Origin of the sequence: Dyella sedimenti, assembly GCF_022760995.1 — a bacterium.
Classification (GTDB): Bacteria; Pseudomonadota; Gammaproteobacteria; order Xanthomonadales; family Rhodanobacteraceae; genus Dyella; species Dyella sedimenti.
Map to the genome: position 1 here is coordinate 53,904 of NZ_JAKWJO010000010.1, position 26,456 is coordinate 80,359.

General features: G+C 68.8%; 21 protein-coding genes. 11 read left to right on the forward strand and 10 right to left on the reverse strand.

The window, feature by feature from the left end:
• The first annotated feature begins 63 nt into the window (after nt 1–63).
• Nucleotides 64–279 (forward strand): hypothetical protein, encoded by a 216-nt coding sequence (locus MJ605_RS17495; RefSeq protein WP_243042827.1) that lies wholly within the window; start codon nt 64–66, stop codon nt 277–279.
• Nucleotides 280–295: 16 nt separating this feature from the next.
• Here the strand turns inward: MJ605_RS17495 and MJ605_RS17500 are convergent, their stop codons facing one another.
• Nucleotides 296–3,751 carry an ankyrin repeat domain-containing protein gene (locus MJ605_RS17500; RefSeq protein WP_243042828.1) on the reverse strand — a complete coding sequence of 1,152 codons (3,456 nt, stop codon included), beginning with the start codon at nt 3,749–3,751 and terminating at the stop codon, nt 296–298.
• A 71-nt stretch (nt 3,752–3,822) separates the two neighbouring features.
• Nucleotides 3,823–4,119, reverse strand: coding sequence for a YcgL domain-containing protein (locus MJ605_RS17505; protein WP_243042829.1), 297 nt, complete (start codon nt 4,117–4,119; stop codon nt 3,823–3,825).
• Nucleotides 4,120–4,422: 303 nt separating this feature from the next.
• Between MJ605_RS17505 and MJ605_RS17510 the strand changes: the two genes are divergently transcribed.
• Entirely contained in the window at nt 4,423–5,862 is a 1,440-nt protein-coding gene (locus tag MJ605_RS17510) for an OmpP1/FadL family transporter (protein ID WP_243042830.1), read from the forward strand.
• A gap of 219 nt (nt 5,863–6,081) precedes the next feature.
• Here MJ605_RS17510 and MJ605_RS17515 read toward each other — a convergent pair whose 3' ends face one another.
• The 5 genes from MJ605_RS17515 to MJ605_RS17535 all read right to left on the reverse strand — a co-directional run bounded on the left by MJ605_RS17515 (nt 6,082) and on the right by MJ605_RS17535 (nt 13,783).
• Nucleotides 6,082–7,494: a coniferyl aldehyde dehydrogenase gene (locus MJ605_RS17515; RefSeq protein WP_243042831.1), complete on the reverse strand. Its 1,413-nt coding sequence runs from the start codon at nt 7,492–7,494 to the stop codon at nt 6,082–6,084.
• A 13-nt stretch (nt 7,495–7,507) separates the two neighbouring features.
• Nucleotides 7,508–9,973: a TonB-dependent receptor gene (locus tag MJ605_RS17520; protein WP_243042832.1), complete on the reverse strand. Its 2,466-nt coding sequence runs from the start codon at nt 9,971–9,973 to the stop codon at nt 7,508–7,510.
• Between the two features lie 61 nt (nt 9,974–10,034).
• Nucleotides 10,035–11,183, reverse strand: a complete 1,149-nt coding sequence (locus tag MJ605_RS17525) for an SO2930 family diheme c-type cytochrome (RefSeq protein ID WP_243042833.1) — start codon at nt 11,181–11,183, stop codon at nt 10,035–10,037.
• 10 nt (nt 11,184–11,193) lie between these two features.
• A complete protein-coding gene (locus MJ605_RS17530) occupies nt 11,194–12,432 on the reverse strand; it encodes a parallel beta-helix domain-containing protein (protein ID WP_243042834.1) in 1,239 nt (412 codons plus the stop codon).
• Nucleotides 12,433–12,712: 280 nt separating this feature from the next.
• Nucleotides 12,713–13,783, reverse strand: coding sequence for an AraC family transcriptional regulator (locus MJ605_RS17535; RefSeq protein WP_243042835.1), 1,071 nt, complete (start codon nt 13,781–13,783; stop codon nt 12,713–12,715).
• 134 nt (nt 13,784–13,917) lie between these two features.
• Here MJ605_RS17535 and MJ605_RS17540 point away from each other — a divergent pair, with 134 nt between their 5' ends.
• Nucleotides 13,918–14,724, forward strand: a complete 807-nt coding sequence (locus tag MJ605_RS17540) for an acid phosphatase (RefSeq protein WP_243042836.1) — start codon at nt 13,918–13,920, stop codon at nt 14,722–14,724.
• 90 nt (nt 14,725–14,814) lie between these two features.
• Here the strand turns inward: MJ605_RS17540 and MJ605_RS17545 are convergent, their stop codons facing one another.
• Nucleotides 14,815–15,540: a TlpA family protein disulfide reductase gene (locus tag MJ605_RS17545; RefSeq protein WP_243042837.1), complete on the reverse strand. Its 726-nt coding sequence runs from the start codon at nt 15,538–15,540 to the stop codon at nt 14,815–14,817.
• A gap of 20 nt (nt 15,541–15,560) precedes the next feature.
• Complete coding sequence (putA, locus tag MJ605_RS17550) at nt 15,561–18,716, reverse strand: bifunctional proline dehydrogenase/L-glutamate gamma-semialdehyde dehydrogenase PutA (protein WP_243042838.1); 3,156 nt, start codon at nt 18,714–18,716, stop codon at nt 15,561–15,563.
• Between the two features lie 456 nt (nt 18,717–19,172).
• On the opposite strand from putA, the gene MJ605_RS17555 reads away from it, so the two are divergent.
• The 5 genes from MJ605_RS17555 (at nt 19,173) to MJ605_RS17575 (ending at nt 23,449) form a co-directional block, all read left to right on the forward strand.
• Nucleotides 19,173–19,616, forward strand: coding sequence for a DUF2244 domain-containing protein (locus MJ605_RS17555; protein ID WP_243042905.1), 444 nt, complete (start codon nt 19,173–19,175; stop codon nt 19,614–19,616).
• Between the two features lie 20 nt (nt 19,617–19,636).
• Entirely contained in the window at nt 19,637–20,602 is a 966-nt protein-coding gene (coxB, locus tag MJ605_RS17560; protein WP_243042839.1) for a cytochrome c oxidase subunit II, read from the forward strand.
• 43 nt (nt 20,603–20,645) lie between these two features.
• The gene (gene ctaD / locus MJ605_RS17565; RefSeq protein ID WP_425601027.1) at nt 20,646–22,262 is read left to right on the forward strand and encodes a cytochrome c oxidase subunit I; all 1,617 of its coding nucleotides are present in this window, start codon (nt 20,646–20,648) and stop codon (nt 22,260–22,262) included.
• On the forward strand, nt 22,225–22,446 hold the full coding sequence (locus tag MJ605_RS17570) for a hypothetical protein (protein WP_243042840.1): 222 nt from the start codon (nt 22,225–22,227) through the stop codon (nt 22,444–22,446). Before ctaD ends, MJ605_RS17570 begins: the two co-directional genes overlap by 38 nt.
• Before the next feature lie 112 nt (nt 22,447–22,558).
• Nucleotides 22,559–23,449 (forward strand): cytochrome c oxidase subunit 3, encoded by an 891-nt coding sequence (locus MJ605_RS17575; protein ID WP_243042841.1) that lies wholly within the window; start codon nt 22,559–22,561, stop codon nt 23,447–23,449.
• A 251-nt stretch (nt 23,450–23,700) separates the two neighbouring features.
• Here MJ605_RS17575 and MJ605_RS17580 read toward each other — a convergent pair whose 3' ends face one another.
• A complete protein-coding gene (locus tag MJ605_RS17580; protein ID WP_243042842.1) occupies nt 23,701–23,922 on the reverse strand; it encodes a twin transmembrane helix small protein in 222 nt (73 codons plus the stop codon).
• A gap of 59 nt (nt 23,923–23,981) precedes the next feature.
• Here MJ605_RS17580 and MJ605_RS17585 point away from each other — a divergent pair, with 59 nt between their 5' ends.
• From MJ605_RS17585 to MJ605_RS17595, 3 genes are read left to right on the forward strand one after another with little or no spacing between them, the layout of a single operon-like run.
• On the forward strand, nt 23,982–24,722 hold the full coding sequence (locus tag MJ605_RS17585) for an SURF1 family protein (protein ID WP_243042843.1): 741 nt from the start codon (nt 23,982–23,984) through the stop codon (nt 24,720–24,722).
• A complete protein-coding gene (locus MJ605_RS17590) occupies nt 24,719–25,288 on the forward strand; it encodes a hypothetical protein (protein ID WP_243042844.1) in 570 nt (189 codons plus the stop codon). The genes MJ605_RS17585 and MJ605_RS17590 overlap by 4 nt, the downstream gene beginning before the upstream one ends.
• Entirely contained in the window at nt 25,288–26,454 is a 1,167-nt protein-coding gene (locus tag MJ605_RS17595) for a COX15/CtaA family protein (RefSeq protein ID WP_243042845.1), read from the forward strand. The genes MJ605_RS17590 and MJ605_RS17595 overlap by 1 nt, the downstream gene beginning before the upstream one ends.
• The last annotated feature ends 2 nt before the right edge of the window (nt 26,455–26,456 follow it).

The following is a 26,456-nucleotide window of genomic DNA, read 5'->3' on the forward strand; positions in this document are numbered from 1 at the left end:
CATGCGACGACACGCCGTTGCAGCCCGACGAGCATGGGGTCGACTGGCTGCTGCGCTTTGCCGATGAGACGTCGGCGGCCTTCCATCCTGGCGGCGGTGGGGTGTCCGCTGGTGGTGCTGTTCGGCAATCGCTGGCCGGCGGTATGGCGGCCGCGCAGTGCCAGCGGCAGCGCGGTGAGCGTGCTCGGCGGCCTGCCAAGCGTGGACGGGATCGCGCTGGAGCAGGTGGTGCAGGCGTGGCGCCAGTTGCCGCCACGCCCGGAATCCGCCCCGCGCTAGCCGGCCGGGCGGCGCCTCAGTCGGCCGGCTGGGCCGGCTGCCTCAGCATCTGCCGCACGCTGGGAATGCCCGAGGCGTTGCGGGCGGCCAGCTCATGGGCGATATCGACATAGCCGATGGCTCGCGCCACGTCTGCGGCCGTGCGGCCGAAGGCGTCGGCGGCCTGGCGGTCGGCGCCGCGCGCCAGCAGCACGCGCGCCGGTGCCAGCAGGGCGTGCATGGCGCAGGCGTGCAGGGCGGTGACGCCGCGCTGGTCGGCGTGCTCCAGCTTGGCGCCGGCATCCAGCAGCACCGGCACCAGCGCGCCGATGTGGGTGGGATCGCAAGGACTGCCCGGGCGCAGGTGCGCGCCCAGCAGCAGCAGCAGCGGCGTCTTGCCTTCCTTGTCCGCCAGGCCCACGTCCGCGCCGTGCTTGAGCAGCGTGTCGAACAGCCGGCGCGCGCGCAGGCTGTCGTTGTGGTCGAAGCCGAACTGCGCGGCGGCGTGCAATGCGGCATGGCCGCGCGCATCGGCGGCGTTGACGTCGGCGCCGCCGTCGAGCAGCAGTTCGGCGAGCTCGGGATAGCCCATCGCCGCGGCGATCATCAGCGCGGTGGCCTCGCCCGGCAGGCGCTGGTCCACCGCCACGCCGTGCTGCAGCAGCAGCGCGACCAGGGCCTCGCGGCGCGCGCCCACGGCGGCGGCCAGCGGGGTCATGCCGTTGGTGGCCGCCTGGCTGGCATCGGCGCCCTTGTCCAGCAGCAGGGCCGCCACCTCGCGGTGGCCCGCGCCACAGGCGTGCAGCAAGGCGGTGGCGCCCTGGTGGTCGCGGGTATCCACGGCGAAGCCCAGTTCGAGCAAGCGATCCACCGCGCCGAGCGCGCCGGCGGCGGCGGCTGTCGGCAGGTCGCCGGGGCGCAGCGGACGGGCCGGGCGAGTCCACTCGCCCCAGTTCAGCCAGCGCTCGATCGCTTTATGTTCCAGCGAAAGCCCCAGCGGCGTCTCGCCGTTGGCGTCGATCGCCTCGGGGTCGGCGCCGTGCGCCACCAGCGCGCGCACCAGCGGCAGCGCGCCCTCGCCGTGCTCCAGCGCGGCGAACAGCGGCGTGCGGCCGTGGCTGTCGCGCGTGTTGGGATCGCAGCCGCGCGCCAGCAGGGTTTCCAGCAGCGCCTGATGCCCGAAGGTGGCGGCGAGATGCACGGGCGTGCGCTCGCGCGCGTCCGGGCCGAACGGATCGGCGCCGCGCTCCAGCATCGCCAGCGGCAGCGCCGCGCCCTGCACGCTGTCCTCCAGGCGCAGCAGCGCCTGCGCCAGCAGGCCGGCGCCCGCCGGGCTGGCGCCGGCCTGCAGCAGGTCCTCCACCGCTTCGCTGGCGGCGGGCAGGCGCTGCAGCAGCGCGTCGAACAGGCGGCGGCCTAGCGGCGGCAACTGCGGCTCGCGCGGTTCGTCGACGTCGGCATCGTCCACCAGCTGCGGCTGCAGGCGGGCCTCCGGGTCCAGCGCGTGGTCGAGCAGCCAGCGCCGCGCGGCGCTTTGGCCGGGCGTGGCCAGGTCCAGATAGAGCTGGGCCAGCTGGGCCTGCGGCCACTCGCGCACGCGGGCGCTGAAGGTGGACACGACGGCCCAGTGCCCGAAGCGCAGCGCGTCGAGCAGGTGGGCCGGGGTGTCGGCGCCCTCGGGCAGGGCATCCAGGCTCAGGCTGGCCGGCAGCGGGGTTTCCGGATCGAGCAGGGCCACCAGGTCCCAGCGGCCGGCGGCGGCGGCGTGGTCGAGCGCGCTGCGGCCATCGCTGCCCACGGCCTTGGGCTCGGCGCCCAGGGCGAGCAGGGCGCGGACAGTCTCGGCATGGGCGCGCGGCGACTGGCACGCCAGGGTGAGCGCGTCGCGGCCATGGCTGTCGCGGGCGCGGGCGTCCGCCTGGGCCTCGGCCAGCAGCTTGACGATGCCTACCGCACCGGCGCGCGCCGCCTCCATCAGGGCGGTGCTGCCGTGGCGATCGGCCAGGTTCACGTCGGCGCCGGCGGCGCGCAGCGCGCGGGCGATCTGCTCGTGGCCCTCGGCGGCGGCGGCCATCAGGGCGCTGCGATGGCGCGCGTCCACCGCGTTCACCGCGGCACGGTGCTTGAGCAGCAGCTTGATGCCTTCCACGTCGTCGTCGGCCACGCCGGCAGCCGCCACCAGGGCGGGCTCGCCATCGGCGGGGGTGGGCTTGGCGCCGCGCTCGAGCAGGAACTTCGCCACTGGCCAGTTGGCCGCGCGGCAGGCCACCGCCAGCGGGCTCAGTCCTTTCTTGTCGAGCGCGTTGATGGGGGCGCCGGCGTCCAGCAGCATCGCCGCCACGATCGGTTCGCCGCTCAGCACCGCGCCATGCAGCGGAGTGTTGCCTTCGGCGTCGGCGGCCAGCGCATTGGCGCCATTGGCCAGCAGGGTCATCACCGCCTCGGCGCGGCCATGCCAGCTGTCGCGCGTGGCGGCCAGCAGCGGGGTGAGCCCGCCGCTGGCGCGGTTGACGTCGGCACCCTTGGCAATCAGGGCGCGCAGCAGGCGGGTGTCCGGCAGCAGGGCCGCCAGCATCAGTACCGGGCGCTGGTCGCGATCGTCGGAAGGTGGCGCGGTGTTCGGGTCGGCGCCGGCCTCGACCAGGGCGATGGCGCGCTCGATGTCGCCATCGCGCGTGGCGGCCAGCAGAGCCCGGGCCTGCTCCGGCGTGCCGGCGGTGCGTTCCTGCTCGCTCAGCTGCGGGGCCGGCCTGGGGGCCGGGGCGGCCTTCGGTTCGGGCGCGTCACGGCGTGCTGGACGGCGGTTCTCGCACAGCAGGGCGCGCAGCGTGCGGTTGGCGATCACCAGGCAGCCCACCGGCATCAGCACCACGCCGTAGAGCGCCAGCGCGGCGGTGCGCAGTTCCGAGGGCAGCACGCCGTACAGCCCGGTCAGCGCGATGCCGACGAAGGCCAGCGCCAGCAGCGCGAACGCGGCCGGCAGGTAGTGGGTGAAGAAGCGCTCCTCGCGCGAGAGGTGGCGGCCGAAGGTGAGGCTGCGCGCGGTGGCGGTGAAGATCCACGAGCCGTCGCTCTGCACCGGGTAGGCATCGTCCCAGACATAGACCAGGCCGAATGCTGGCCATACCCGCCATAGCACGCCCAGCGCCACCACCAGCGCGCCAGCCAGCATCAGCGCGCCGCCCAGGCTGGGCGACTGGTTGAGCATCAGCATCGGCCAGGCCACCAGCAGGAACACCAGCACCACGTAGGCGGTGAACATCACCAGGTAGGCAGCGCCGCGGCGCAGCACGGTGCGGCCGAAGCGCGGCTCGGGATCGAATCCGATGGCGTGGCACACGGCCGCCATGGTCAGCGCATTGGCGATCAGCAGGGGAATCAGGGCCAGCGGATGCGCCCCGAGCGCGGCGATCGCGGTGGCGATCAGTCCGGGCACAAACCAGGCGAGGGCTTGCAGTTTCGGGGGCGGGCGACGCGTTTTTGAATAGGCCATGGGCTCGGAGTATAGGAATCGTTACGACCCCAGACGGTAATCCGGTGTTAACGGCGGCGAATGCCGCGACTTCAGTGCTTGCCGCCGCGGTCCTGCGGCGTGCTCATGTAGGCGGGATGATTGGCGGTGGCCAGCGAATGCGGCGGTGGCATCTGCAGGTGCCAGCCCTGCTGCTGCAGGTGCTTGAGCACTTGCTGCGCGTCCTCCAGCGGCAGCTTGCGCTGGCCGGTGAGTTCCACTTCCAGCGCGAAGCGCAGTTCGCCCAGCATCAGGGCCAGTGACTCGGGGATGCAGGCGAAGTCGTCGCGGCGGCCCAGCCACAGGTAGGTGTCGCTCTTGCGTTGGCTGGCATAGACGTAGCAGTGCATGGCGACACCCGTCGGCGTGAATCGGAAGGATGGGCGCACTGGTGCAGCGCGGGTAACAAGGTTAGCAGCCCCGGGCCAGCCCATTCCATGCCGACGTGAGGACGATCTGCAGTCATTCACCTGCGATCGGCGGAGAACGGTGCCCATCGGCGCAAAACGTTTTGCTGCAACCGCACTTGCAAGCCCTGTGGCGAATCGGCACAGTGCCGGCCTGGGGTATCAAACGCGCGTATGAAAATCGATTCCGCCGTCAAGCCCCCGCTACGACCCGAGCCAGACCAAACGATAAGCAGGAGCTTGCTGATGCAGATGTCATTCCGTCAATTTTCGCGTGCGGGCCGTCCGCTCACGCTCGCTGCGCTGAGCCTGGCCATCCTGGGGACGCTTGCGGTGCCGCAGCGCGCGCATGCCAGCGCCTTCCAGTTGCACGAGGACAGTGCCGCCGCCATGGGCCGTGCCTACGCTGGTTCCACCACGGCGGGCGGCGATGTGTCGGTGGTGGCCAACAACCCGGCCGCCATGAGCGAGCTGCACGGTACCTATTTCCAGGCGGACGTCACCGCCATCAACTTCGGCGCCAACTTCAGCGGTTCGGCCCATGATGCGCTGGGTCGCCCGATCAGCGGCGGCAACGGCGGCAACGCGGGCACCACCATGCCGGTGCCGGCCTTCTTCTTTGCCACCCAGCTGGGCGACAAGTGGCATGTCGGCGCGGCCTTCACCGTGCCGTTCGGCTTCCAGACCGAGTACGACTCCAACTGGGTGGGCCGCTACAACGCCATCAAGTCCAAGTTCGAATCGCTGGACGGCACGCTGTCGCTGTCCTACGACGTGTCCGACACCTTCTCGCTGGGCGTCAGCGGCATCGCGCAGAAAACCTCGGCCGAGCTGACCTCGGCAGTCAACTACAACGCCGTGGGCCTGGGCCTGATCAGCCAGGGCGTGGGCGCGGGAGCGATCCCGCCGGCCGCCGCGCCGGGGCTGATCAGCCAGGTCGGTGCCGTGGTGCCGCCGGGTACGGACGGCTATGCGCGCATCAAGGGCGACGACTGGGCGTACGGCTACCAGGTCGGCATGCTGTGGAAGATCAGCCCGAACGACCGCTTCGCGCTGAACTACCGCTCCAAGATCTCGCACACGCTGGAAGGCACCGCCAACTTCACCGTGCCGGCCAACGTGCAGGCGCTGCTGGCCAACCCGACCGTGGCCGCGTTGCTGGCTGGCGCCGGCGGCGTGCCGTTCACCCACACCGACGGCGCCGCGCCGTTCACCACCCCGGCCGAGGCCACCGCCAGCTACTGGCACCAGGAAGAGAAATTCGGCCTGGGCATGGATGTGTCCTGGACCAAGTGGGACGTGTTCAAGAGCCTGAACGTGTACTACGCCAACCCGGCGCAGCCCACCACCAGCGAAGCGTTCAACTGGAAGAACAGCTGGTACATCGCCATCGGCGGCGACTACTACGTCAACGACAAGCTGACCCTGCGCGCCGGCGTGGCGCTGGACACCACGCCGACCCAGACGGCGACCCGCGACCCGCGCGTGCCCGACGGCACCCGCCAGTTCGTCTCCGTCGGCCTTGGCTACAAGGTCAACGAGCGCTTCGAGCTCAACGCCTCGTATGCGCACATCTTCGTCAACAGCGCGCGCGTCAATGCGGCCAGCTCCACTGCCGACATGATTACCGGCGAGTACGACGACTACGGCAACCTGCTGAGCCTGTCGGCCCAGTACAAGTTCTGAGCGCGCCGTTCGCGATGCATCGGGAGGCCGCCCCATGGGCGGCCTTTCTTTTTGCCGAGTGGAACCTCGCTGCCCTCCGCCCTTACCTGTGGGAGCGCACCTTGTGCGCGACAGGCCTACGTAGCGGTGATGCCGAACCTCTCTATCGCGACCGCCGGCCATCGTGGCAAGCGCGTGGCGTCGCGGTCGCGCACAGGGTGCGCTCCCACAAAAAGCGCTTCAGCCCAGCCGCATCAGCAGCTTCAGCATGCGCCGGAAGCGCTCGCCGTAGGGCGGGTTGAGCAGGCCGGCGCCATTGAGGCGGGATTGGTGGAACACCGGCTTGAGATGCGAGAAGGTGCGGAAACCTTCTTCGCCGTGGTAGCCGCCCAGGCCTGACGGCCCCACGCCGCCGAACGGCAGGCCGTGCTGGGCGATATGGTAGAGCGTGTCGTTGACGGTGACGCCGCCGGCATGCGTGCGCGACAGCACGCGCTCGACCCGCGCGCGGTCCTGTTCGAACAGGTACAGCGCCAGCGGCTGCGGATGGGCGTTGACGTACGCGATGGCCTCGTCCAGCGAGTCATACGGCTGCACCGGCAGCAGCGGGCCGAAGATCTCTTCCTGCATCACCGCCATGCGGTCGTCCACGCCGGTCAGCATCACGGGGCTGAGCAGGCGCCGCTCGGGCTGGTCCCGCGCATCGCCCAGCGGCTCGATGCGCGCGCCGGCCGCCACGGCGTCGTCGCGCAGCCGGGCCAGGCGCTGGTACTGGCGGTCGGAGACGATGGAGGCGTATTGCCCTTGTGCGGCCAGGTCGGGATACAGCCGCGCCACGGTGGCGCGCGCCGCGGCGACGAAGGCGTCCAGGCGCTCGCGCGGCACCAGCACGTAGTCCGGTGCGATGCAGGTCTGTCCCGCGTTGACCAGCTTGCCGAACACGATGCGCTCGGCCGCGTGCGCCAGGCGCGCGCCGGGACCGACGATGGCGGGCGACTTGCCGCCCAGTTCCAGCGTCACCGGCGTGAGGTTGGCGGCCGCCGCGCGCATCACGTGGTGGCCCACCGCGGTGGAGCCGGTGAACAGCAGGTGGTCGAACGGCAGCGCGGAGAAGGCCTGGGCCACCTCGGCATCGCCGGTGACCACCACCACCTCGTCCGGCGGGAAGTAGCGCGCCACCTGCTCGGCGAACAGCGCCGAGAAGCGCGGCGTGTACTCGCTCATCTTCAGCATCGCGCGGTTGCCGGCGGCGAGCGCATCGATCAGCGGCCCCACCGCCAGGTACAGCGGATAGTTCCACGGCACGATGATGCCCACCACGCCGCGCGGCTGCGGCAGCAGCGCGGTGCGCGCGGGCAGGAACACCAGGTTGGCCAGCCCGCGCCGGGGCTTCATCCAGCGCCGGCCGTGCCGGAGCGTGTGGCGCAGGTTGGACAGGCTGGGATACAGCTCCAGCAGCGCGGTCTCCTCCGCCGGGCGCCGGCCGAAGTCGGCATCGATGGCCTGGGCAAACGCCTCGCGCTGTTCGAGCAGCAGCCGCTCCAGCGTGCGCAGCCGCTGCGCGCGCACGTTCCACGCGGGCAGCGGGTCGCGCGCCTGCGCCTCGCGCAGGCGCAGCAGGATCGGGTGGAGCGAGGGGCTGGGTTCCTGCATGGTCGACTACCCTCTAGAACTTCGCGCGCAATTCCACGCCCCACAGCCGGGGCGGCGTGATGGTGGCGAACGGGGTGCCGAACACGCTGGTGCTGATGTTGTTCACGCCCGTCACGTACCGCTTGTTGAACACGTTGTTGCCGTACAGCGCAATGCCCCAGCGATCGCCCGGCGCGTGCCAATCCAGACGTGCGTCGGTGCGCTGCTGGCTGGTGCCGAGCCGGAAGTTCGGGCTGATGTCGCATTCGCCCTGCAACGGCGAATCGGCATTGCAGCGCGTCCTGCCGCGATAGGCCTGCGACAGGTCGAACTCCAGGTCGCCGTGCGCCACGCCGCGCCAAGTGTAGGCCAGCGAAAGCGCCCCGGAGAAGTAAGGCGCGCCGGTGGGCTGGCCGGACAGGTCGACGCCGTCCGGTGCGGTGGCCTGGCGGTAGGTGGCGTCGATATAGGCGCCGATGAAGCCGAGCCGCAGGCCGTCGATGGGTTGCCACTGCGCTTCCAGGTCCAGGCCCTTGGCCTCCTGGTTGCTGCTGTTGACGATGTAGATGGGCACGCCCGAACCCGTGCTGTTCGGGTCCAGCGCCAGCGCCTGCATGTTGTCGTAGCGGTAGTAGTACACCGAGGCGTTCAGCAGCAGGTTCTGCTCGGGGAACAGGCTCTTGATGCCGGCCTCGTAGTTGATGACCTTTTCCGGCGCGAAGGTGGAGCCGACCTGCACGCTGTTGTAGCCGCCCGCCTTGTAGCCCTTGGTGATGGAGGCGTAGCCCATCACGTCCGGCGTGAACTTGTAGCTGGCCACCACGCGGGGGCTCCAGTTGTTCCAGGTATTGCTGGCATGCGCAGGCATGCCCACCGCGCTGGTGAAGATCACGTTGTTGCCGAACGCGGCCAGCGCCGCCTGCGCCTCGGGCGGCAGCATCTGCAGGACGCCCAGCCCGGTGAGGCCGGCGATGGTGGCGTCGAAGGCGGGTGCGCTGCGCGGCATGTTGTACCAGCTGAATTCCTTCTCGTCGCGCGTGTAGCGCAGGCCGGTGGTGACATCGAAGCGGTCGCTGACATGCCAGATCACGTCGCCGAAGCCGGCATAGGCCTTGAAGTTGCCGTCGTTGCTGATCGCCTCGTGCCAGGGATCGCCGAGCAGGGTGAATGGCAGGCCGAAGGAGGCCAGCGCGTTGCTGATGTCGGTCAGCGGCGTGCCCGCGCCGAGCACGTTCTGCGCCAGCGTATCGAGGCTATCGGTGTTGATGTTGGTCTGGCTGGTCTGGCGCGCCTGCTCCTGGTAGTAGCTCACGCCGGCCACCCAGTCCATCAGGTCGGTGTTGCCGGAGAGCTTGAACTCCTGGTACCAGCTGTTGTTGTGCTCGATGTTGGTGGTGTCCAGGTAGGTGACCTGGTGGTTGGTGCCGTCGTAGTCGCCGCGGTTGAAAGTGTCGAAGCCACGCCAGGCCGTGGTGGACACCAGTTCGCCCCAGGGAAAGGCGTGGTCCACGGTCAGCGTGGCGCCGTCGAAGCGACGCGTCTCGGCGCCGCCGATGGCGTCGTTGTAGAGCGGCGCGTGCAGCGGGTTGAGGTAGGTGGACGGATCGGGCGGATACGGCGCGCGTTGGTTGGTGTCGTTGGTGAGCGGTACCAGGCCGATCGCGGGCGCGGGCGGCTGGTCGAGCTTCTCGTGGTCCCACGACAGCAGCACGCGGGTGTTGTCGGTGAGGTTCCAGCGATACACCACGCGCGAGCCCCATTGGTCGTCCTTGCCGTAGCGCTTGCCGGTGGCGGCATCCTTGATCCAGCCGTCGCTGCGGTCGTCCAGCACGCTCACGCGCAGCGCCATGTCCTTGTTGATCGGGATGTTGAGCAGCGCGTCGGCGTAGCGTTGCCCCTCGTTGCCCACGCGCACGCGCGCCTTGCCCTCGAAGTGGTCGCTGGGCTCGTTGGTGACGATGGAGATGGCGCCGGCCGCCGCGTTGCGGCCGAACAGGGTGCCTTGCGGCCCCTTCAGCACCTCGATCCGCGCGATGTCGTTGAAGGCCAGCAGCGAGCCGCCCGAGCGCGCCGCGTACACGCCGTTGACGTACACGCCCACCGCCGACTCGGTGCCGATGCCGAAATTGCTGGTGGCGATGCCGCGCAGCTCGTAGGTCGGCTGGGTGGGCTGGGTGGCGTCGATCACCAGGCCGGGCACGAAGATGTCCATCTTGCTGAGGTCGGTCGCCTCCAGTGTGTCGATCTCCTTGGCGGTGACGATCTGCAGCGGGATCGGCACCGACTGCACTTCCTGGCTGCGGCTCTGCGCGGTCACCGTGATGTTGCCCAGCAGCTTGGCCTTCTCCGGATCGGCCGGCGTGGCGGCATCCTTCCTGGTGCCGGTGTCCTGCGGCGCCGGATCGGCGGCGACGGCCACGTTGGGCAGGCTCGCCAGCAGGCATAGCGCGCTTCCCACGAGCAGGCGATGCAGGCAGACGGACAGCGGATGGATCGTCATCGGCGGTTTCTCCCCTCGGAATGGAATGGCCGCGTCCCGCAGGCCGCGGCTTGCTGCGTGTTCAATGGATCGACGTGCAGCCCCCCGACTGCGCGGCGATCCAGGCCTTGATCAGCGCCACGCCCTCGCGGTGCACCGTGCTGCGGCCAAGCTCGGGCATCATCACGCCGGGTTCGGCCGAGGCCATCCGGTAGGGCAGGATGGAGGCTTCCGGCTCTCCCGGCACGAGGTCGAACAGGTGGTCGCCGGTGCCGCGACCGGCGGCGACCGGCGGCTTGCAGAGACCCAGGTGGCGGTCCTCGGCGGCGCTGATGTCCAGCGTCAGCGCGGTGGTGTTGGCCGCGCCCCTGGCGTTGTGGCAGTGCCCGCAGTTGATGTCGAGATAGGCGCGCGCCCGCGCGTCCAGCGAGGCGTGCTCGTCCATCCAGTTCGCGTTGCGCGGCGCCTGTGCCGGCGAAGGCGCGCCGCTCAGGTAGCCCACCTTCGCCAGGTGCGTCAGCTGGTTTTCCTCGCCGCCCGCGTAGCGGTAGTCGCGGTTGAGGTGGCGCGCCTTGGGGCCGATCGGGTGCACCTTGCGCGAGACCCAGTCCTGCGCGTGGCAGCTGGCGCACTGGCTTTCGTCAGGCACCACGTAGTTGAAATCCTCGCGGGCGCCATCGCCGGCCACCAGGGTGAGCGGCAACACCGCGCCGGTGCGGGCCAGCAGCGCGTCGCTCTGGTCGTCCTTCCATACATAGGGAATGGCGGCCCAGCCGGACGCGCGGCGCACCAGGATGCGCGTCTCGACCAGGTGCACGCGGGCCATGTCCAGCCCTTCGCCCGCGAAGTCGCGCGAGCTGTCGTAGGTGCGCGCCACGTCGCTGAAGCTGCCATCCGCCGCGCGCGGGTAATAGAAGGTCTTGCTGATGACGGTGCCGAGCGGGAAGTCGAAGGTATCGGTGGGGTCGTACTTCGCCGAGACGCCCTTGGGCATCCAGATCGTGCGCAGCTTGTGCGCGTAGTCGGTGAACAGCGGCGTGTTCAAGTCGTACGGCACCACGCCCTGGTTCAGCACCAGCCGGCCGCCACGCACCTCGACCACGTGCCAGTCGCTCAGCTTCGGCGGGCGTCCTTCCGCCTGGAAGGCCACCGGGTCCAGGCCGCGCTGGCAGCCCATGGCGGCAAGCAGCAGCGCCAGCAGCAGGCCGGCGCGCGGGAACCATGTCGTCATCGGCGGGCCTTCAGGCTTTCGGGGCTGGATCGAGCACCACCGGCGGCAGCTTGGGCAGCGTGCACTGGTAGGGCTTGGTATCGGTGCTGGGGTTCTTGTAGCCGTGCGGGCCGTCGGCGTTGATCACGCCCACGTCGCCGTTCTGGATGCAGAAGCGGTCCTCCGCCGGCGGCAGGCCGTTCACCAGGGTCTTCTCGTCCACGTAGCCGTCCCACAGGATGTCCGGGAACCTGCCGTTGAGGCCGTACACGGCGGTCTTGAGCGTCTTGAGCTTGAGCCCGTCCGGCGAGTCGCCGCCGCCCTTGAAGCGGTTGTCGTAGATGAAGATGCCCTTGGGATAGGGGTTGTAGTCCGTCGCCACGCCCTTGGTGTTGTAGTAGTTGGTGGAGAAATAGCTGGAGACGATGACGTTGGCCGTGCGGTGGTCGGCGATGTCGTTGTCGAAGATCTCCACCTTGTCGTTGGAGTTCACCACCACGCCCGAACCCCGCGGCACGCTGGCCACCGCCGCGCCCTTGGCGGCGAAGTTGTCGGTGTTGTTGTCGAACACCTTGTTCTTGAACACGCGAGTGCCATGCCCGGCCTGCGAAAGGTTGGGCATGTTGAACACCAGGATGCCGCCGGTGTTGCGCGTGGCGATGTTGTCGTACACGTCGGCGTGCACCGAGTTCTCGATCTCGATGCCGGCCACGTTGTACTCGGCGTGGTTGCGGCGCACCACGATGTTGCTGGACTGGCCCACGTAGATGCCGGCGTCGGAGGCGCCGATCACCACGCAATCCTCCACCAGCACGTTCTGCGTCTTTACCGGATACAGGCCGTAAGCGCCGTTGGTGGTCTTGGGGCCGTCGGTCCACGCCACGCGCACGCCGCGGATGGTGATGTTGCGGCCCTGGTTGATCTTCAGCGCATCGCCCTTGGTGTCCTCGATGGCGAGGTTCTCGATGGTGAAGTCGTTGGCATTGACCAGCAGGCCTTCCGGTCCCACCAGCTGGCCCTTGAACGACAGTACGGTCCGCTCCATGCCCGCGCCCTTGAGGGTCACGCCGTCGGTGCGCAGGCTGAGCCCACGCTGCAGGTGGTAATGGCCGGCCGGGATCTCGATCACGCTGCCCGGCTTGGCATCGAGCAGCTGTTGCTGGAGCCTGGCCTCGAACGAAGCGTCGGCGCCGCTCTGCGCCGCCGGTTCCTCATGGTGGCAGGCGGCCAATACCAACGGCAGGGCAAGCAACGAAAGGGTCTTGCGCATGGTCGCCTTCCTCCCCAGGAGCGGCTATCGGCAATGACGCCTCACTGTCGGGGAATCGCGTCGCGGCGGGGAGGGCGGCAGTGGCGTGGATGGGGGGTAAATCGGCCAGTGTGGAGGCGCTTCTCCTGTGGGAGCGCACCCTGTGCGCGACCTCGGCGCCGCGGTTTATCTCTGCGAACGGTGATCGCCAGGGAGATAAAGGGGCCGTGGCGTCGCCGCTTCGTCGGCTTTTCGCGCACAGGGTGCGCTCCTACAAAAAGCGGCAGGCGGCGTGAAAGCGTCAGGCCGCGTGGCGGCGGGCGTTGCGTGGGGGCATGCCGGTCCAGCGCTTGAAGGCGCGGCGGAATTCGCGTGGGTCGCTGAAACCGATTTCCAGGCCGATCTCGGCCACGCTGAGGTTGCCGCCATGCAGCAGTTCCAGCGCGCGCTCGGCGCGCACGCGGTCGTGGATCTCGCGGAAGATGCGGCCGCTCTCGGCCAGCCGGCGGCGCAGCGAGCGTTCGCTCATGTTGAGCATGCGCGCCACGTCCGGCAGGCGTGGCGGCTGGCGCAGATGGCTGCGCAGCAGGCGTTCCACCGAGGCCACGATCTCCTGTTGCATGCCGGCGGTGTCATGTTGCTGCATGCACAGCGCCAGCGCCTGCTGGGCGGTGAGCGGGTTGTGCGCGGGCAGCGGATGCCCGAGCCATTGCACGTCCAGCACCACGCGGTTGCAGCGCGCGCCGAACACCAACTCGCATTGGAAAAAGTCGGCATACGCTTCGGCGTGCGGCGGCCGTGCGTAGGTCGCTTCCAGCCGCGACGGGCGGAAATGCCGTCCCAGCAGCTCGCGCGCGATCGCCAGCGAGCTGGCGAACAGCTCCTCGCACAGGAACGGCAACAGCGGCGGGTCGTTGAAGCGCGGCCATGCGGCCAGCGCCACCTCGCGCGGGCCGACCTCCTCGAAGCTCACGTCGAGCAGGCTGCCGCTCACACGATGGTGGGCGATGCCTACCTTCATGGCGTCGCCGAAGGTGGCGGAGGTCATCATCGCCAGGCCCAGCAGGCCGAAGCTGCCCAGCGTTTCCGAGCGACCCACGGCCAGCCCCAGGCCGGCGTCGCCGGTCGCCAGCAGGGCGCGCCGGATTACCGAACGGGCCTGCCGGTAGGACACCCGCAGCGTCGGGTCGTTGAGCTGCTCGCGGGTCAGCCCCGAGCCGGCGAACCAGCCATCGCAGCGCAGGCCGCGCGAGAGCGCCAGCTGGGCCAGGTGCACCAGGACATTCGGCGGCGTCTCGGCCGCGGTATAGCGCGGATCGGCGCCCAGCAGCAGCGCCGCATCGTCGAATGGATGGTCTGCGCCAGCGGACATGGTCGTGCCTTGCTCCCTCCCCAGGGCGACACACCGGACAAGCCGGTCCTGTATTGATCTATATCATGTCGTTCAGTTTGCCGCTTTATGCAATGCACCACGTCCCCCTCGTTACATGCCCTGGGAGAGAGCCGATGGACACGCCCCTGCCTTGGAAGCGCCCCGCCATTTGGCTGGGCCTGTGCTGGATGGCCGGTTGCGCGCCGGTGCAGACGCAGATGCCGCCATCCGCACCCGCCACAGCTGGCGCGGCGGCGGCCACGCTGCAGACGGCGGAACTGCTGCCGGCCGCGCCCAAGGCCGGCTCGGCGCGATACGAGGCGGACCGCCAGGTATTTCGCGCCACCCGGCCGTTGGCGGGTTCGCCGCGCTGGCTGCTGGCGCAGAACGACGTGGACTACGCCACGCCGAAGCTGCTGGCCGATTTCAGCTGCGCCATGGGCGTGCCGCTGGACGCCGCCAAGCTGCCCAGGTTGGCGGCGCTGGTGGAGCGGACCAGCAGCGCCGCCGATGCGTCCACCCGGCCCGCCAAGCAGGCCAACCAGCGCCAACGCCCATTCCTGATCGACCCGGGCGCCACCTGCCAGTCCTCCGCCTTGCTGGCGCACAGCTTCGACTATCCCTCCGGCCATGCCACGCGCGGCTGGGCGGTGGGGCTGGTGTTGACCGAACTGGCGCCCGACCGCGCCACCGACCTGCTGCTGCGCGCCCGCGCCTTCGCCGACAGTCGCGTGGTGTGCGGCGTGCACAACCTGAGCGCGATCGAGGCCGGCGCCATGAACGGGGCGGCGGTGGTGGCGACGCTGCATGCGACCGGGGATTTTCAGCGGGAATTAGCGGCCGCGCGCGGGGAGCTGGCGGACTACCGCCGGACGGCGCCCTCGAACGCCGGGCCGCAGTGCGCCGCCGAGCGTGCGTTGATCGAGCCGACGCCGTATTGATGGAAGGGAGGGCGGGTCGCGCACTGGGTGCGCTCCTACAACATCGCGGTGTGCCGTAGGAGCGCACCCAGTGCGCGACCCACGTGGCCCTCACCGCGCCGGCAAGGGCCTCCGCCACTGCCCGATCCACTGCTCGAGATCGGCCAGGCGCTTCTCCCGCGTATCGCGCATCGACATGCCCACGGCCGCGCCGGCAACGCGGCCGGAAGGATCGAGCAGCATCAGCGTGGGATAGACGCCCACGCCCAGCGTATCGACCAGCCCCTGGCCGTCGTGCAGCACGTTCCAGCGCAGGCCGCGCAGCCGCACGAACAGGCCGGCGGTGGCGGCGTCCTGGTAGGTGATGGCCACGAAGTTCATGTCGCCGTGCTCGCGCGCATAGGCGTTGAGCGTGGGCACCTCGGCGATGCACGGCACGCACTCGGCGAAGAAGAAGCTCACCAGCGTGTAGCGGCCATGGAAGTCGGCGAGGCGCTGCGTCTGGCCCTGCAGGGAGGGCAGCTCGAACGGCGGGAATGCATCGCCGCGCCCGAAGGCGAACCGGCCCGCCGGTGCGCCCGGCGGACGCAGCCGCAACACCGCCATGCCGGCCTGGCGGTCGCTGGTGAGGCTGTAGTCGCGGCCTTCGCCCAGCTGCTGCGCGAACGCGGCATAAGCCACCGGCTTGCCGGCCGCGTCGAGGTAGCGGACCTTGGGCGCAGCGCCCAGTTGCAGCGTGGCGAGGAAATGCGGCTCGTCGCTGGTGGCCGATGACGCGTGCGAGGGCGTCGTCGGCACCAGGGCCATCAGGCAGGCCAGCAGCGGGAAGCGTCGCATGGCCGCCGCTGGCCTCAGCGTCACTCGCCGATGGTCAGCAGCGAGGCGTTGCCGCCGGCCGCCGTGGTGTTGATGGTGAGCGTGCGCTCGCCGGCGAAACGCAGCAGGTAGTGCGGGCCGCCCGCCTTCGGGCCGGTGCCCGAGAGGCCTTCGCCGCCGAACGGCTGCACGCCGACCACCGCGCCGATCTGGTTGCGGTTGACGTAGCAGTTGCCCACGCGGGCGTGGCTCTGGATGAATTCCACGGTGTCGTCGATGCGGCTGTGGATGCCCAGCGTGAGGCCGTAGCCGGTGGCGTTGATCTCGTCCACCACCTTCGGAAGCTCGTCCGCCTTCCAGCGGATCACGTGCAGTACCGGGCCGAACACCTCGCGGGTCAGCGTGGCCAGCGAGGGAATCTCGTAGGCGCGCGGCGCGAAGAAGGTGCCGTGGGCGGTGGCGGCCGGGTCGAGCGGGACCTCGGCGATCTTCTTCGCCTCCTTGTCCATGCGCGCGGCATGCTCGACCAGGATCGCCTTGGCGTCCTCGTCGATCACCGGGCCCACGTCGGTGGAAAGCTGGCCCGGGTCGCCGACCTTCAGCTCGGCCATCGCGCCGGCCAGCATGTCGACCACCTTGCCGGCGATGTCCTCCTGCACGAACAGCACGCGCGCGGCCGAGCAGCGCTGGCCGGCGGACTGGAAGGCGGAGGCGATCACGTCCTTGACGATCTGCTCGGGCAGCGCGGAGGAATCGGCGATCATCGCGTTCTGGCCGCCGGTCTCGGCGATCAGCGCGGCGATCGGCGCGTTGCGCGCGGCCAGCGCGCGGTTGATCGCCCAGGCGGTCTCGGTCGAGCCGGTGAAGGCCACGCCAGCCACACGCGGGTCGCGGGTCAACGCGGCGCCGACGGTGGCGCCGTCGCCCGGCAGGTACTGCAGCACCTCGGCGGGCACGCCGGCTTCGTGCAGCAGCTTCACCGCGGCATGGCCGATCAGGCTGGTCTGCTCGGCGGGCTTGGCGATCACCGCATTGCCGGCGGCCAGCGCGGCGCTGACCTGGCCCAGGAAGATCGCCAGCGGAAAGTTCCACGGGCTGATGCAGACGAACACGCCGCGGCCGTTGAGGAACAGCTGGTTGCTCTCGCCGGTGGGGCCGGGCAACTGCTCGGGATGGCCGAACAGGCGGCGCGCCATGGTGGCGTAGTAACGCAGGAAGTCGGCGGCCTCGCGGATCTCGGCGATCGAGTCCGGCAGGCTCTTACCCGCCTCGCGCACGCACAGTGCGATGAACTCGCCGCGGCGTGCTTCGAGCTGTTCGGCGGCATGTTCCAGGATGGCGGCGCGGCTGGCGGCCGGCAGGCGGTCCCAGCCGGGCTGGGCGGCGACCGCATTGGCCAGGGCTTTCTCGACCGTGGGGCTGTCGGCGGTGACGTAGCTGCCCACCACCTGGCGGCGGTCGGCCGGGTTGGTCACCTGCACGGTGGCGCCCGCGCTCCTGGCGCCGGGCACCAGCGGTTCGGCTGTCCAGGGGCCGGACTTGGCGTTGATCGCCTCGGCCAGGGCTTTCAGTTCGTTGTCGTTGGAGAAGTTGACGCCCATGGAATTCTTCCGAAGTTCACCAAACAGGTTGACCGGCAGCGGAATGCGCGGGTGGGGGATGGAGGCGAAGGAACGCACGGTTTCGCACGGATCGGCGACCAGCTCGCGCACCGGCAGGCTCTCGTCCACCACGCGGTTGACGAAACTGGTGTTGGCGCCGTTTTCCAGCAGGCGGCGCACCAGGTAGGGCAGCAGGTCCTCGTGCGTGCCCACCGGCGCGTACACGCGGCACGGCACGTTGAGGTTCGCCGGGCCGATCACCTCGGCGTAGAGGTCGGTGCCCATGCCGTGCAGGCGCTGGTACTCGTACGGGCGGCCCTGCGCGATGTGGTGCACGGCGGCGATGGTGTGCGCGTTGTGCGTGGCGAACTGTGGGTAGATCAGCTCCACGCCGGCGTCGAACAGCTTGCGCGCGCAGGCCAGGTAGGAGACGTCGGTGTTCGGCTTGCGCGTATACACCGGGTAGCCGCTGAGGCCGTTCTCCTGCGCGCGCTTCACTTCCGCGTCCCAGTAGGCACCCTTCACCAGGCGCACGTACCAGCGGCGGCCGCTGGCGCGGGCGGTCTCGATCAGCCAGTCGATCACGAACGGGGTGCGCTTGGAATAAGCTTGCACCACGATGCCGAGGCCGTTCCAGCCCTGCAGCGAGGGATGCGCGAACACATCGCCGATGATGTCCAGCGACAGCTCCAGGCGCTCGGCCTCCTCGGCGTCCACCGACAGTGCGATGCCGTGCTTCATGGCCAGCTGGGACAGCTCCAGCAGCTTGGCGGTGAGGTCGCGGCGGGCGATCTCGCGTTTGGCCACCTCGTAGCGCGGATGCAGCGCGGAGAGCTTCACCGAGATCGACGGCGCATCCGTGTGGTTGGCGAACGGGCCGCGCGAGCCGATCGAGGCGATCGCGTTGCGGTAGTCCTGCTGGTAGCGCTCGGCGGTCTCGCCGGTGAGCGCGGATTCGCCCAGCATGTCGTAGGAATAGCGGTACACCGCGTATTCCTTCTGCGCGCAGCGGTCCAGCGCATCGCTGATGGTCTGCCCCATCACGAACTGGTGGCCCATGATGCGCATGGCCTGGCGCACCGCGAGGCGGATCGCCGGTTCGCCCGCGCGACCCACCAGGCGGCGCAGCGCGCCGGTGAAGTCGTGGCGGGTGTCTTCGGCCAGGTTCACCAGCTTGCCGGTGAGCATCAGGCCCCAGGTGGAGGCGTTGACGAACAACGACTCGCTCTGGCCCAGGTGCTTCTTCCAGTTGGCGTCGCCCAGCTTGTCGCGGATCAGCTTGTCCGCGGTGCTCTTGTCGGGAATGCGCAGCAGCGCCTCGGCCACGCACATCAGCAGCACGCCTTCCTCCGAGGACAGGTCGTACTGGCGCATGAAGGACTCCACCGCGCTCTGGTCCTTGGCGCGGGCGCGCACGCGGGTCACCAGGTCGGCGGCCAGGTCGATCACCTTTTCGCGCTCGGCCGGGGGCAGGGTGGCCTGGGCCAGCAGGTCGTTGACTGCTTCGGTTTCGTCGCGCAGCCAGTGGGCGGTGATGCGCGCGCGCGCCGGCTCGACACCGGTCGGGAGTTCGGGGCTGAGTATGGGTTGGGTCACGGGTTGGCCAGGAGCTGGGTGGGGCGGGGAATCGCGGGATTGTACGCGTGGGGTGGGGCGTACGCATCCGTGCGGCGCTGCTGCGGTGCGGCAGGCGCCATACATATATATGCGGGGCTGGAGGGCCGGGTCGTACAGACGTTGCAAGGCATGCGTGGGTGCGGCAGTTTGCCACATCCGAGTCATTGCTCCTGCGCGACGCGCCTCGGCGGCAAATCATGCGCCGGCCATCGGTCGTCGTGCCCCCGCACCCCAATCCCAACCCCGCAACCGGCATCCACCAGCGCGCGACACACACCCATCCCTACGGCACAGGCCGCCATCCGTTATCAAATCAACGGTCTGCGGCATTCTTGCCCATCGACACGTTGGCGGCCTATCATGCCTGCGTTCCAGGCACGCCGGGTTCTCATGATCGTGCTTCGACCAGCAGCTGCCGGCTTGCCGTGCGCGACGATGTGGCTCAAGCCCAATCGTTCACTCAGCCGCCGCGACCTGCGTCGATTGATCGGAGTACTGGCGGCGCTGGCGCTGACGACGGCCGTGCTGGGGGCGTGGCAGGGGAATGTGTTCGCTCCGCTGTTCGCACTGGTCGAGTCCTCCGCGGTGGCCTTCGCCCTTGGCGTGGCCTGGCGGGCCGGCGACCGCAGCGAGCGCATCACCCTCGACGAATCGTCGCTGGAGGTGCAATCCCTGCCAGGCCGGCGCAGTGCGCGCTTTCAGACGTATTGGGTGCGCGTGCGACTCGTGCCCGGCAAGGGAAGGGACCGCCTGCTGCTGACGTCGCATGGGCGGGAGCTGGAAATCGGGGCCTTCCTCGGGGAAGAGGAGCGTGCCGAGCTGTCAAGGAAACTCATGGTGTTGCTGGCCGACATCCACCGTGGTCCGCAGCGCAGGTAGGTTCAACAAAGGTCAAAGACATGACATCTGGCGGCATCAGGCCTGGCAGTATCAAGCGAGCGGTTGCGGCATGCGCGCTCCTCGCCTTCACCATGTTCGGCGGCGTGGCGTTCGCCAATCCGCAGCCAGGGCAGTTGAACATGACGCGCGGCGTGTCCGAGTGGTCGCCGGAGGCGTACTTCCTCAACAACGTCGCGCTCGGTGTCTGCGTCGTCATCGGCATCCTGGTGTTCGGCGCGATGTTCATCGCCATGTTCCGCTTCCGCAAGTCGCGCGGCGCGGTGGCCGAGAAGTGGTCGCACAACACCACGCTGGAAATCGTGTGGACCACCATCCCGGTGATCATCCTGATCGTGCTGGCCTACCTTGCCACCGGCGGCCTGCGCACCTTCGCCGACACCACCGGCTCGGAGATGACCGTCAAGGTCACCGGCTACCAGTGGAAGTGGCGCTACGACTACGTCGACTACAAGGGCAAGGCGATCGAGAAGGTCGGCTTCATGTCCAAGCTCGACCGCGAGAGCGACGAGACCCGCCAGCTCGATTCGGGCCTCGATCCGAATGCGGTGAAGGTGGATGGCTACAACACCTACCTGATCAACGTCGACAAGCCGCTGGTGGTGCCGGTGGGCACCAAGATCCGCTTCGTGATCACCGCGGGCGACGTGATCCACTCGTGGTGGGTGCCGCAGCTGGGCTGGAAGATGGACGCCATCCCGGGCATCGTCAACGCGGCCTGGACCAACATCCGGGAGCCGGGCGAGTACCGCGGCCAGTGCGCGGAACTGTGCGGCCAGGACCATGGCTTCATGCCGATCGTGGTGAAGGCGGTGCCGAAGGCCGACTTCGAGAAGTGGCTGGCCGACCAGGAGGCGGAGGCCAGCAAGCCGGCGCAGCCCGCCGCCCCGGCGGCGGCCTCCACCGCTGCCGCGCCCGCCACCGCGCAGGCTACCGACGCACCCGTTTCCCAGGGCCACCAGGGCTGAGCGGCCCATCCACAGCATTCGTATTTAGGTAGAGGTGTAAGGCATGGCCCACGCAGCTACACACGATCATCACGACGATCATCACGGCGCGCCCAGCAACTTCTTCGTGCGCTGGTGCATGTCCACCAACCACAAGGACATCGGTACGCTGTACCTGGTGTTCTCGCTGCTGATGTTCTTCATCGGCGGCAGCTTCGCGATGGTGATACGCGCGGAGCTGTTCAAGCCCGGCATGCAGCTGGTGCAGCCGTACTTCTTCAACGAGATGACCACGATGCATGCGCTGGTCATGATCTTCGGCGCGGTGATGCCGGCCTTCGTGGGCCTGGGCAACTGGATGATCCCGCTGATGATCGGTGCGCCCGACATGGCGCTGCCGCGCATGAACAACCTCTCGTTCTGGATCCTGCCGTTCGCCTTCGCGCTGCTGTTGTCCACGCTGTTCCTGCCCGGCGGCGGCCCGGCCGGCGGCTGGACCATGTACCCGCCGCTGTCGATGCAGGGCGAGTCGCTGGCCTACGTGGTGTTCGCGGTGCACCTGATGGGCATCAGCTCGATCATGGGCGCGATCAACATCATCGCCACCATCCTCAACATGCGCGCGCCGGGCATGGACCTGCTGAAGATGCCGGTGTTCGTGTGGAGCTGGCTGATCACCGCGTTCCTGCTGATCGCGGTGATGCCGGTGCTGGCCGGCGCGGTGACCATGCTGCTCACTGACAAGTACTTCGGCACCAGCTTCTTCAACGCGGCCGGCGGCGGCGACCCGGTGCTGTTCCAGCACATCTTCTGGTTCTTCGGGCACCCCGAGGTCTACATCATGATCCTGCCGGCCTTCGGGCTGGTGTCCGAGATCATCCCGACCTTCGCGCGCAAGCCGATCTTCGGCTACAAGGCGATGGTGTTCGCGATCGCCTCGATCGCCTTCCTGTCGTTCATCGTGTGGGCGCACCACATGTTCGCGGTGGGCCTGCCGCTGGGCGGCGAGATCTTCTTCATGTACGCCACGATGCTGATCGCGGTGCCCACTGGCGTGAAGGTGTTCAACTGGGTCAGCACCATGTGGGGCGGCTCGATGACCTTCGAGACACCGATGCTGTTCGCCATCGCCTTCGTCATCCTGTTCACCATCGGCGGCTTCTCCGGCCTGATGCTGGCGCTGGCGCCGGCCGACTTCCAGTACCACGACTCCTACTTCGTGGTGGCGCACTTCCACTACGTGCTGGTGACCGGCGCGGTGTTCGCCATCATCGCGGGCACCTACTACTGGCTGCCGAAGTGGACCGGCCACATGTACTCGGAGACCTGGGGCAAGATCCATTTCTGGAACAGCGTGGTGTGGGTGAACGTGCTGTTCTTCCCGCAGCATTTCCTGGGCCTGGCCGGCATGCCGCGCCGCATCCCCGACTACAACGTCGCGTTCGCCAACTTCAACATGATCAGCTCGATCGGCGGGTTCCTGTTCGGCGCCTCGCAACTGATCTTCGTGGGCGTGATCGTGCATGCCGTGTGGTTCTCCAAGAAGAAAGCCCCGGACCGCGCGTGGGAGGGCGCCAAGGGCCTGGAGTGGACCGTGCCCTCGCCGGCGCCGTTCCACACCTTCGAGGTGCCGCCGGTGATCCATGACGAAGAACTGGCCCACGGCCACGTCGAAGATTGAAACCTTGCATGACCGCTCCGGCCTCGCGCCGGGGCGGGCGGAAGCGAAGCGGATGAAGCAGACCTCCAGGCCAGTGATCGAGGAAGCACGGAAGAAGGGAGCGCGCCGCACCGCGATGGTGGTCGGTGCGATTGCCTTCGCGATCTTCCTGCTTTCGCTGCTGCAGGGGTTGAGGTATTCCTGACACGCGGCCGCCGCAGTATTCCTCCGTTGCGCCGGTGAGGCGCGGCGGGTTGCAGTTGCCGCGGACGACGCGGGAACGGAAGTAAACAAGAGAATTCCACGGGGATCTCAGCATGGGTGGTCAGCAGCAAGGCGCTTATTTCGTACCGGCCAAGAGCCAGTGGCCGATCGTGGCCGCGGTGGTCATGTTCGTCACCGTGTTCGGTGCCGCGCACTGGCTCAACGCACCGCCGGGCGAGGCCAGCTTCGGCAAGACCGTGCTCGGCGTCGGCTTTCTCGGCGTCCTGCTGATGTTCTTCGGCTGGTTCCGCTCGGTGATCCGCGAGTCGCTGGCCGGCAGCTACAACACCCAGGTGGACCGCTCGTTCCGCATGGGCATGATGTGGTTCATCTTCTCCGAGGTGATGTTCTTCGGCGCCTTCTTCGGCGCGCTGTTCTACGCCCGCATGTTCGCGGTGCCGTGGCTGGGCGGCGAAGGCCACGGCGTGCTGACCCACCAGTTCCTGTGGAGCGACTACACCGCGGCGTGGGGCGCCGGCGGCGGCAACGGCCCGGAGCGCATCGGCGGCGATTTCCAGACGGTGGCGCCATGGGGCCTGCCGCTGATCAATACGCTGATCCTGCTTTCCTCCAGCGTGACCATCACCATCGCGCACCATGCGCTGAAGGCGGGGCATCGCGGCAAGATCCTGGTGTTCCTCGGCCTCACCGTGCTGCTGGGCGCCACCTTCCTGTACTTCCAGGCGCACGAGTACATGGAGGCGTACAAGGAACTGAACCTGACCCTGCAGAGCGGTGTCTACGGCTCGACCTTCTTCATGCTCACCGGCTTCCACGGCATGCACGTGACGCTGGGCACCATCATGCTGGCGGTGATCTGGCTGCGCGTGGCCAAGGGCCATTTCAGCAAGGAACACCACTTCGGCTTCGAGGCGGTGGCCTGGTACTGGCACTTCGTCGACGTGGTGTGGCTGGGCCTGTTCATGTTCGTCTACATCCTCTGAGGCGCTGGCGCGCCGCAGCAAAAAGCCCGCCGCAAGTCGGGCTTTTTTTGTGCCCATCATTTCCCCTCTCTCTCCCTGGCTTTTGTGGGAGCGCATCCTGCGCGCGACAAGCCTACGGAGCGGAACCGTCCACTCCCAAGTCGCGCACAGGGTGCGCTCCCACAGGGGAAGCCGCCAAAGCGAAGGCCCGCCGATCGGCGGGCCTTCGAACGAACCGGATGTCGCAGCGAAGCGCTTGCGGCGGGGTGACGCTACAATGCCTGACCCACGCCGTGCGGGTGCAGCCAGCCCATCCAGATGCCAAGGATGACCATGAGGATGAGCAGCACCGACAAACCGATGCGGCGCGTCAACGCCCACACCGTGCGCTTGCTGCCTTCCTTGTCGGTCATCATGAAGTACAGGGCCTGACCGAGATTGAACAGCACCACCAGCAGCAGGATCACCAGCGCGTATTTGTAGATGGTTTCCACGTGATAGGTCCGTACGTTTTCGACAACCGCAGTATAGCGGCCGTGCGCGGTGCCTCCGCGTGAAGTGGCTGCGCCGTCCTTCCTGGTTCGCGCTGCTGTTGACGGCGGCGGGTGCCTTGTTGTTCATACGTTTGGGCGTGTGGCAGCTGCATCGCGCGGATGAGAAGGAACACATTCTGCGACGGTATGCCGCAGCGGAAACGGCGCCGCCGCGCGACTTCGCCGCAGTGGCCGAAAAGCCCCCCGTCGATGCGTATGCGCGCGTGAAAGTGCAGGGTGCATACATCGCCGACAAGCTCTACCTGCTGGACAATCCCAGGCACGACCAGCGCGGTGGCGTGGAAGTCTATGCGCCTTTCCGTCCGCATGGCGGCGACCGTTTGCTGCTGGTGGATCTGGGCTTCCTGCCGGGCAACGGTACCGACGAGTCGCCGCAGTTGCCACCGCTGCCCGCCGGCGAGCAGGCGTTGCAGGGCTTGTACGTACCGGCGCCGGGCGTGGGCTTCGAGATGGGCGGCAATGCGCTGGCTCGCCAGTCGCGATGGCCCAAGACCACCGTGTATCTCGACCTGCCGCAGGTGGCCGCCGACCTCGGCGCGCCGCTGTATCCGCAAGTGCTGGCGCTGGACCAGGACACGGCATCCATCTACGTGCGCGAGCACACCATCGATTTCTCCGCGATGCCGCCGGCGCGCCATCGCGCCTACGCGTTCCAGTGGTTCACCTTCGCTGTCGTCGCGGTGGTGGTGCTGCTGGTGCTGCATCGCCGCCGCCCCACCCGGCCCCCGGACGAGTCATGAGCCAAACCGATCCTTCCGCGCTGCGCGCGAGTCGCCTGAAGCTGCTGCTTATCATGCTGGTGTTCGCCGCGCCGATCGTCGCGGCCATGCTGCTGACGCTGGCCGGCTGGCAGCCCTCGGGCAAGGCCAACGGGCAGCAGGTGACGCCGCAGCGCAACTTCGCCGCCGAGCAGATTCCCGTCTCGCTCGCCAATGGCGATACCTGGACCTGGCGCGCCAGGGAGCCGCAGCTCACCCTGCTGGCGCTGGCCGGGCCCGACTGCGCGCAGCGCTGCCTGGACGTGCTCACCAAGATGGCCGCGGCGCGCATCACGCTCAACCAGAACGCCTCGCGGCTGCGCCTGCTCTACGTGGGCAAGCCGCCGGCCGGCGCCGAGGCCAACGGCATGACGAACTACTGGACGCTGGGGCAGGACCCGCTGGGCGCGTTTGCGCCGTTCACTCCGGCCACGCCCGACAGCGTGAGCGCGCTGCTGGTCGAATCGGACGGCACCGCGCTCTCCTACTATCCCGCCGGTTTCGATCCTTCCGGCCTGCGCAAGGATCTGCAGAAGGTGATCCGTTGATGTCCGCCCGTACCCACAAAGTCCTGCGCGGCCTGGCGTCGCTGGCCGCGGTATTCGCCTTCGGCGTGGTGATGTTCGGCGCCTTCGTGCGCCTTTCCAACGCGGGCCTGTCCTGCCCGGATTGGCCGACCTGCTACGGCCGCGCCGCCTGGCCGGAGCAGCAGCACGAGATCGCCCAGGCGAACCAGGCCTTTCCCGATCGCCCCTACGAGACGCACAAGGCCTGGCGCGAGCAGGTGCATCGCTTCCTCGCCGGCACGTTGGGCACGCTGGTGTTCGCGCTGGCGCTGGTCGCCAGCTGGCGGCGTGCCTGGGCGCGCTACGCGGTGATCGTGGGCGCGCTCTGCGCGGCGGCAGGGGTGGCGCTATACATCCGCGGCGAGCATCACTGGTCGCTGCTGCTGTCGCTGGTGGCGATCGGCCTGCCGCTGCTGGCGGCGCTCGGTCTCGATCGCCCCGATGCGTGGCGCATCAGCGTGCTGGCGCTGGCGGTGGTGGTGTTCCAGGCCATGCTGGGCATGTGGACGGTGACGCTGCTGCTCAAGCCCATCGTGGTGATGGGCCATCTGATGGGCGGCATCACCACCTTCGCGCTGCTGGCCTATGCGGCGCTGCGCTTTGCCGGGGTCGGCGCCGGCGATGATGGCTATGCCGGCGTGCGCCGTGCCGTGGTACTGGGCATCGTGCTGCTGCTGTGCCAGATCGCGCTGGGCGGCTGGACCTCGTCCAACTATGCCGCGCTGGCCTGCGGCACCGATTTTCCCACCTGCCTGGGGCAGTGGATGCCACCCACCGATTTCCGCGAGGGCTTCGTGCTGTGGCGCGGCATCGGCGTGAACTACGAAGGCGGCGTGCTCGACATGGCCGCGCGCAGCGCGATCCAGATCGCCCACCGCATCGGCGCCCTGGTGGTGTTCTGCTACCTGGCCTGGCTGTCGCACCGGGTCTCACGCCGCGGCCTGCGCGGCTACGGGCTGGCGATCGCCGTGGTGCTGGTGGCCCAGGTGCTGCTGGGCATCAGCAACGTGCATTTCGGCCTGCCGCTGCCGGTGGCCACGCTGCACAATGGCGTGGCGGCGCTGCTGCTGTTCACCCTGCTGGCAACGCTGGCGCGCACGCAACGGCGTCGCGAGGATGCCCTGTTCCTGGCCTACGGACACCGATAAGC

What these genes read in the sequence shown, in the direction of transcription:
- MJ605_RS17515 (WP_243042831.1), bottom strand. Translation starts at nt 7,494, where the DNA reads ATGCAGGAACCCAGCCCCTCGCTCCACCCGATCCTGCTGCGCCTGCGC.
- MJ605_RS17530 (WP_243042834.1), bottom strand. Translation starts at nt 12,432, where the DNA reads ATGCGCAAGACCCTTTCGTTGCTTGCCCTGCCGTTGGTATTGGCCGCC.
- MJ605_RS17575 (WP_243042841.1), top strand. Translation starts at nt 22,559, where the DNA reads ATGGGTGGTCAGCAGCAAGGCGCTTATTTCGTACCGGCCAAGAGCCAG.
- MJ605_RS17590 (WP_243042844.1), top strand. Translation starts at nt 24,719, where the DNA reads ATGAGCCAAACCGATCCTTCCGCGCTGCGCGCGAGTCGCCTGAAGCTG.
- coxB (WP_243042839.1), top strand. Translation starts at nt 19,637, where the DNA reads ATGACATCTGGCGGCATCAGGCCTGGCAGTATCAAGCGAGCGGTTGCG.
- MJ605_RS17555 (WP_243042905.1), top strand. Translation starts at nt 19,173, where the DNA reads ATGTGGCTCAAGCCCAATCGTTCACTCAGCCGCCGCGACCTGCGTCGA.
- MJ605_RS17595 (WP_243042845.1), top strand. Translation starts at nt 25,288, where the DNA reads ATGTCCGCCCGTACCCACAAAGTCCTGCGCGGCCTGGCGTCGCTGGCC.
- MJ605_RS17570 (WP_243042840.1), top strand. Translation starts at nt 22,225, where the DNA reads ATGACGAAGAACTGGCCCACGGCCACGTCGAAGATTGAAACCTTGCAT.
- MJ605_RS17510 (WP_243042830.1), top strand. Translation starts at nt 4,423, where the DNA reads ATGCAGATGTCATTCCGTCAATTTTCGCGTGCGGGCCGTCCGCTCACG.
- MJ605_RS17505 (WP_243042829.1), bottom strand. Translation starts at nt 4,119, where the DNA reads ATGCACTGCTACGTCTATGCCAGCCAACGCAAGAGCGACACCTACCTG.
- MJ605_RS17525 (WP_243042833.1), bottom strand. Translation starts at nt 11,183, where the DNA reads ATGACGACATGGTTCCCGCGCGCCGGCCTGCTGCTGGCGCTGCTGCTT.
- MJ605_RS17500 (WP_243042828.1), bottom strand. Translation starts at nt 3,751, where the DNA reads ATGGCCTATTCAAAAACGCGTCGCCCGCCCCCGAAACTGCAAGCCCTC.
- MJ605_RS17535 (WP_243042835.1), bottom strand. Translation starts at nt 13,783, where the DNA reads ATGTCCGCTGGCGCAGACCATCCATTCGACGATGCGGCGCTGCTGCTG.
- ctaD (WP_425601027.1), top strand. Translation starts at nt 20,646, where the DNA reads ATGGCCCACGCAGCTACACACGATCATCACGACGATCATCACGGCGCG.
- MJ605_RS17545 (WP_243042837.1), bottom strand. Translation starts at nt 15,540, where the DNA reads ATGCGACGCTTCCCGCTGCTGGCCTGCCTGATGGCCCTGGTGCCGACG.
- MJ605_RS17520 (WP_243042832.1), bottom strand. Translation starts at nt 9,973, where the DNA reads ATGACGATCCATCCGCTGTCCGTCTGCCTGCATCGCCTGCTCGTGGGA.
- MJ605_RS17540 (WP_243042836.1), top strand. Translation starts at nt 13,918, where the DNA reads ATGGACACGCCCCTGCCTTGGAAGCGCCCCGCCATTTGGCTGGGCCTG.
- MJ605_RS17495 (WP_243042827.1), top strand. Translation starts at nt 64, where the DNA reads ATGAGACGTCGGCGGCCTTCCATCCTGGCGGCGGTGGGGTGTCCGCTG.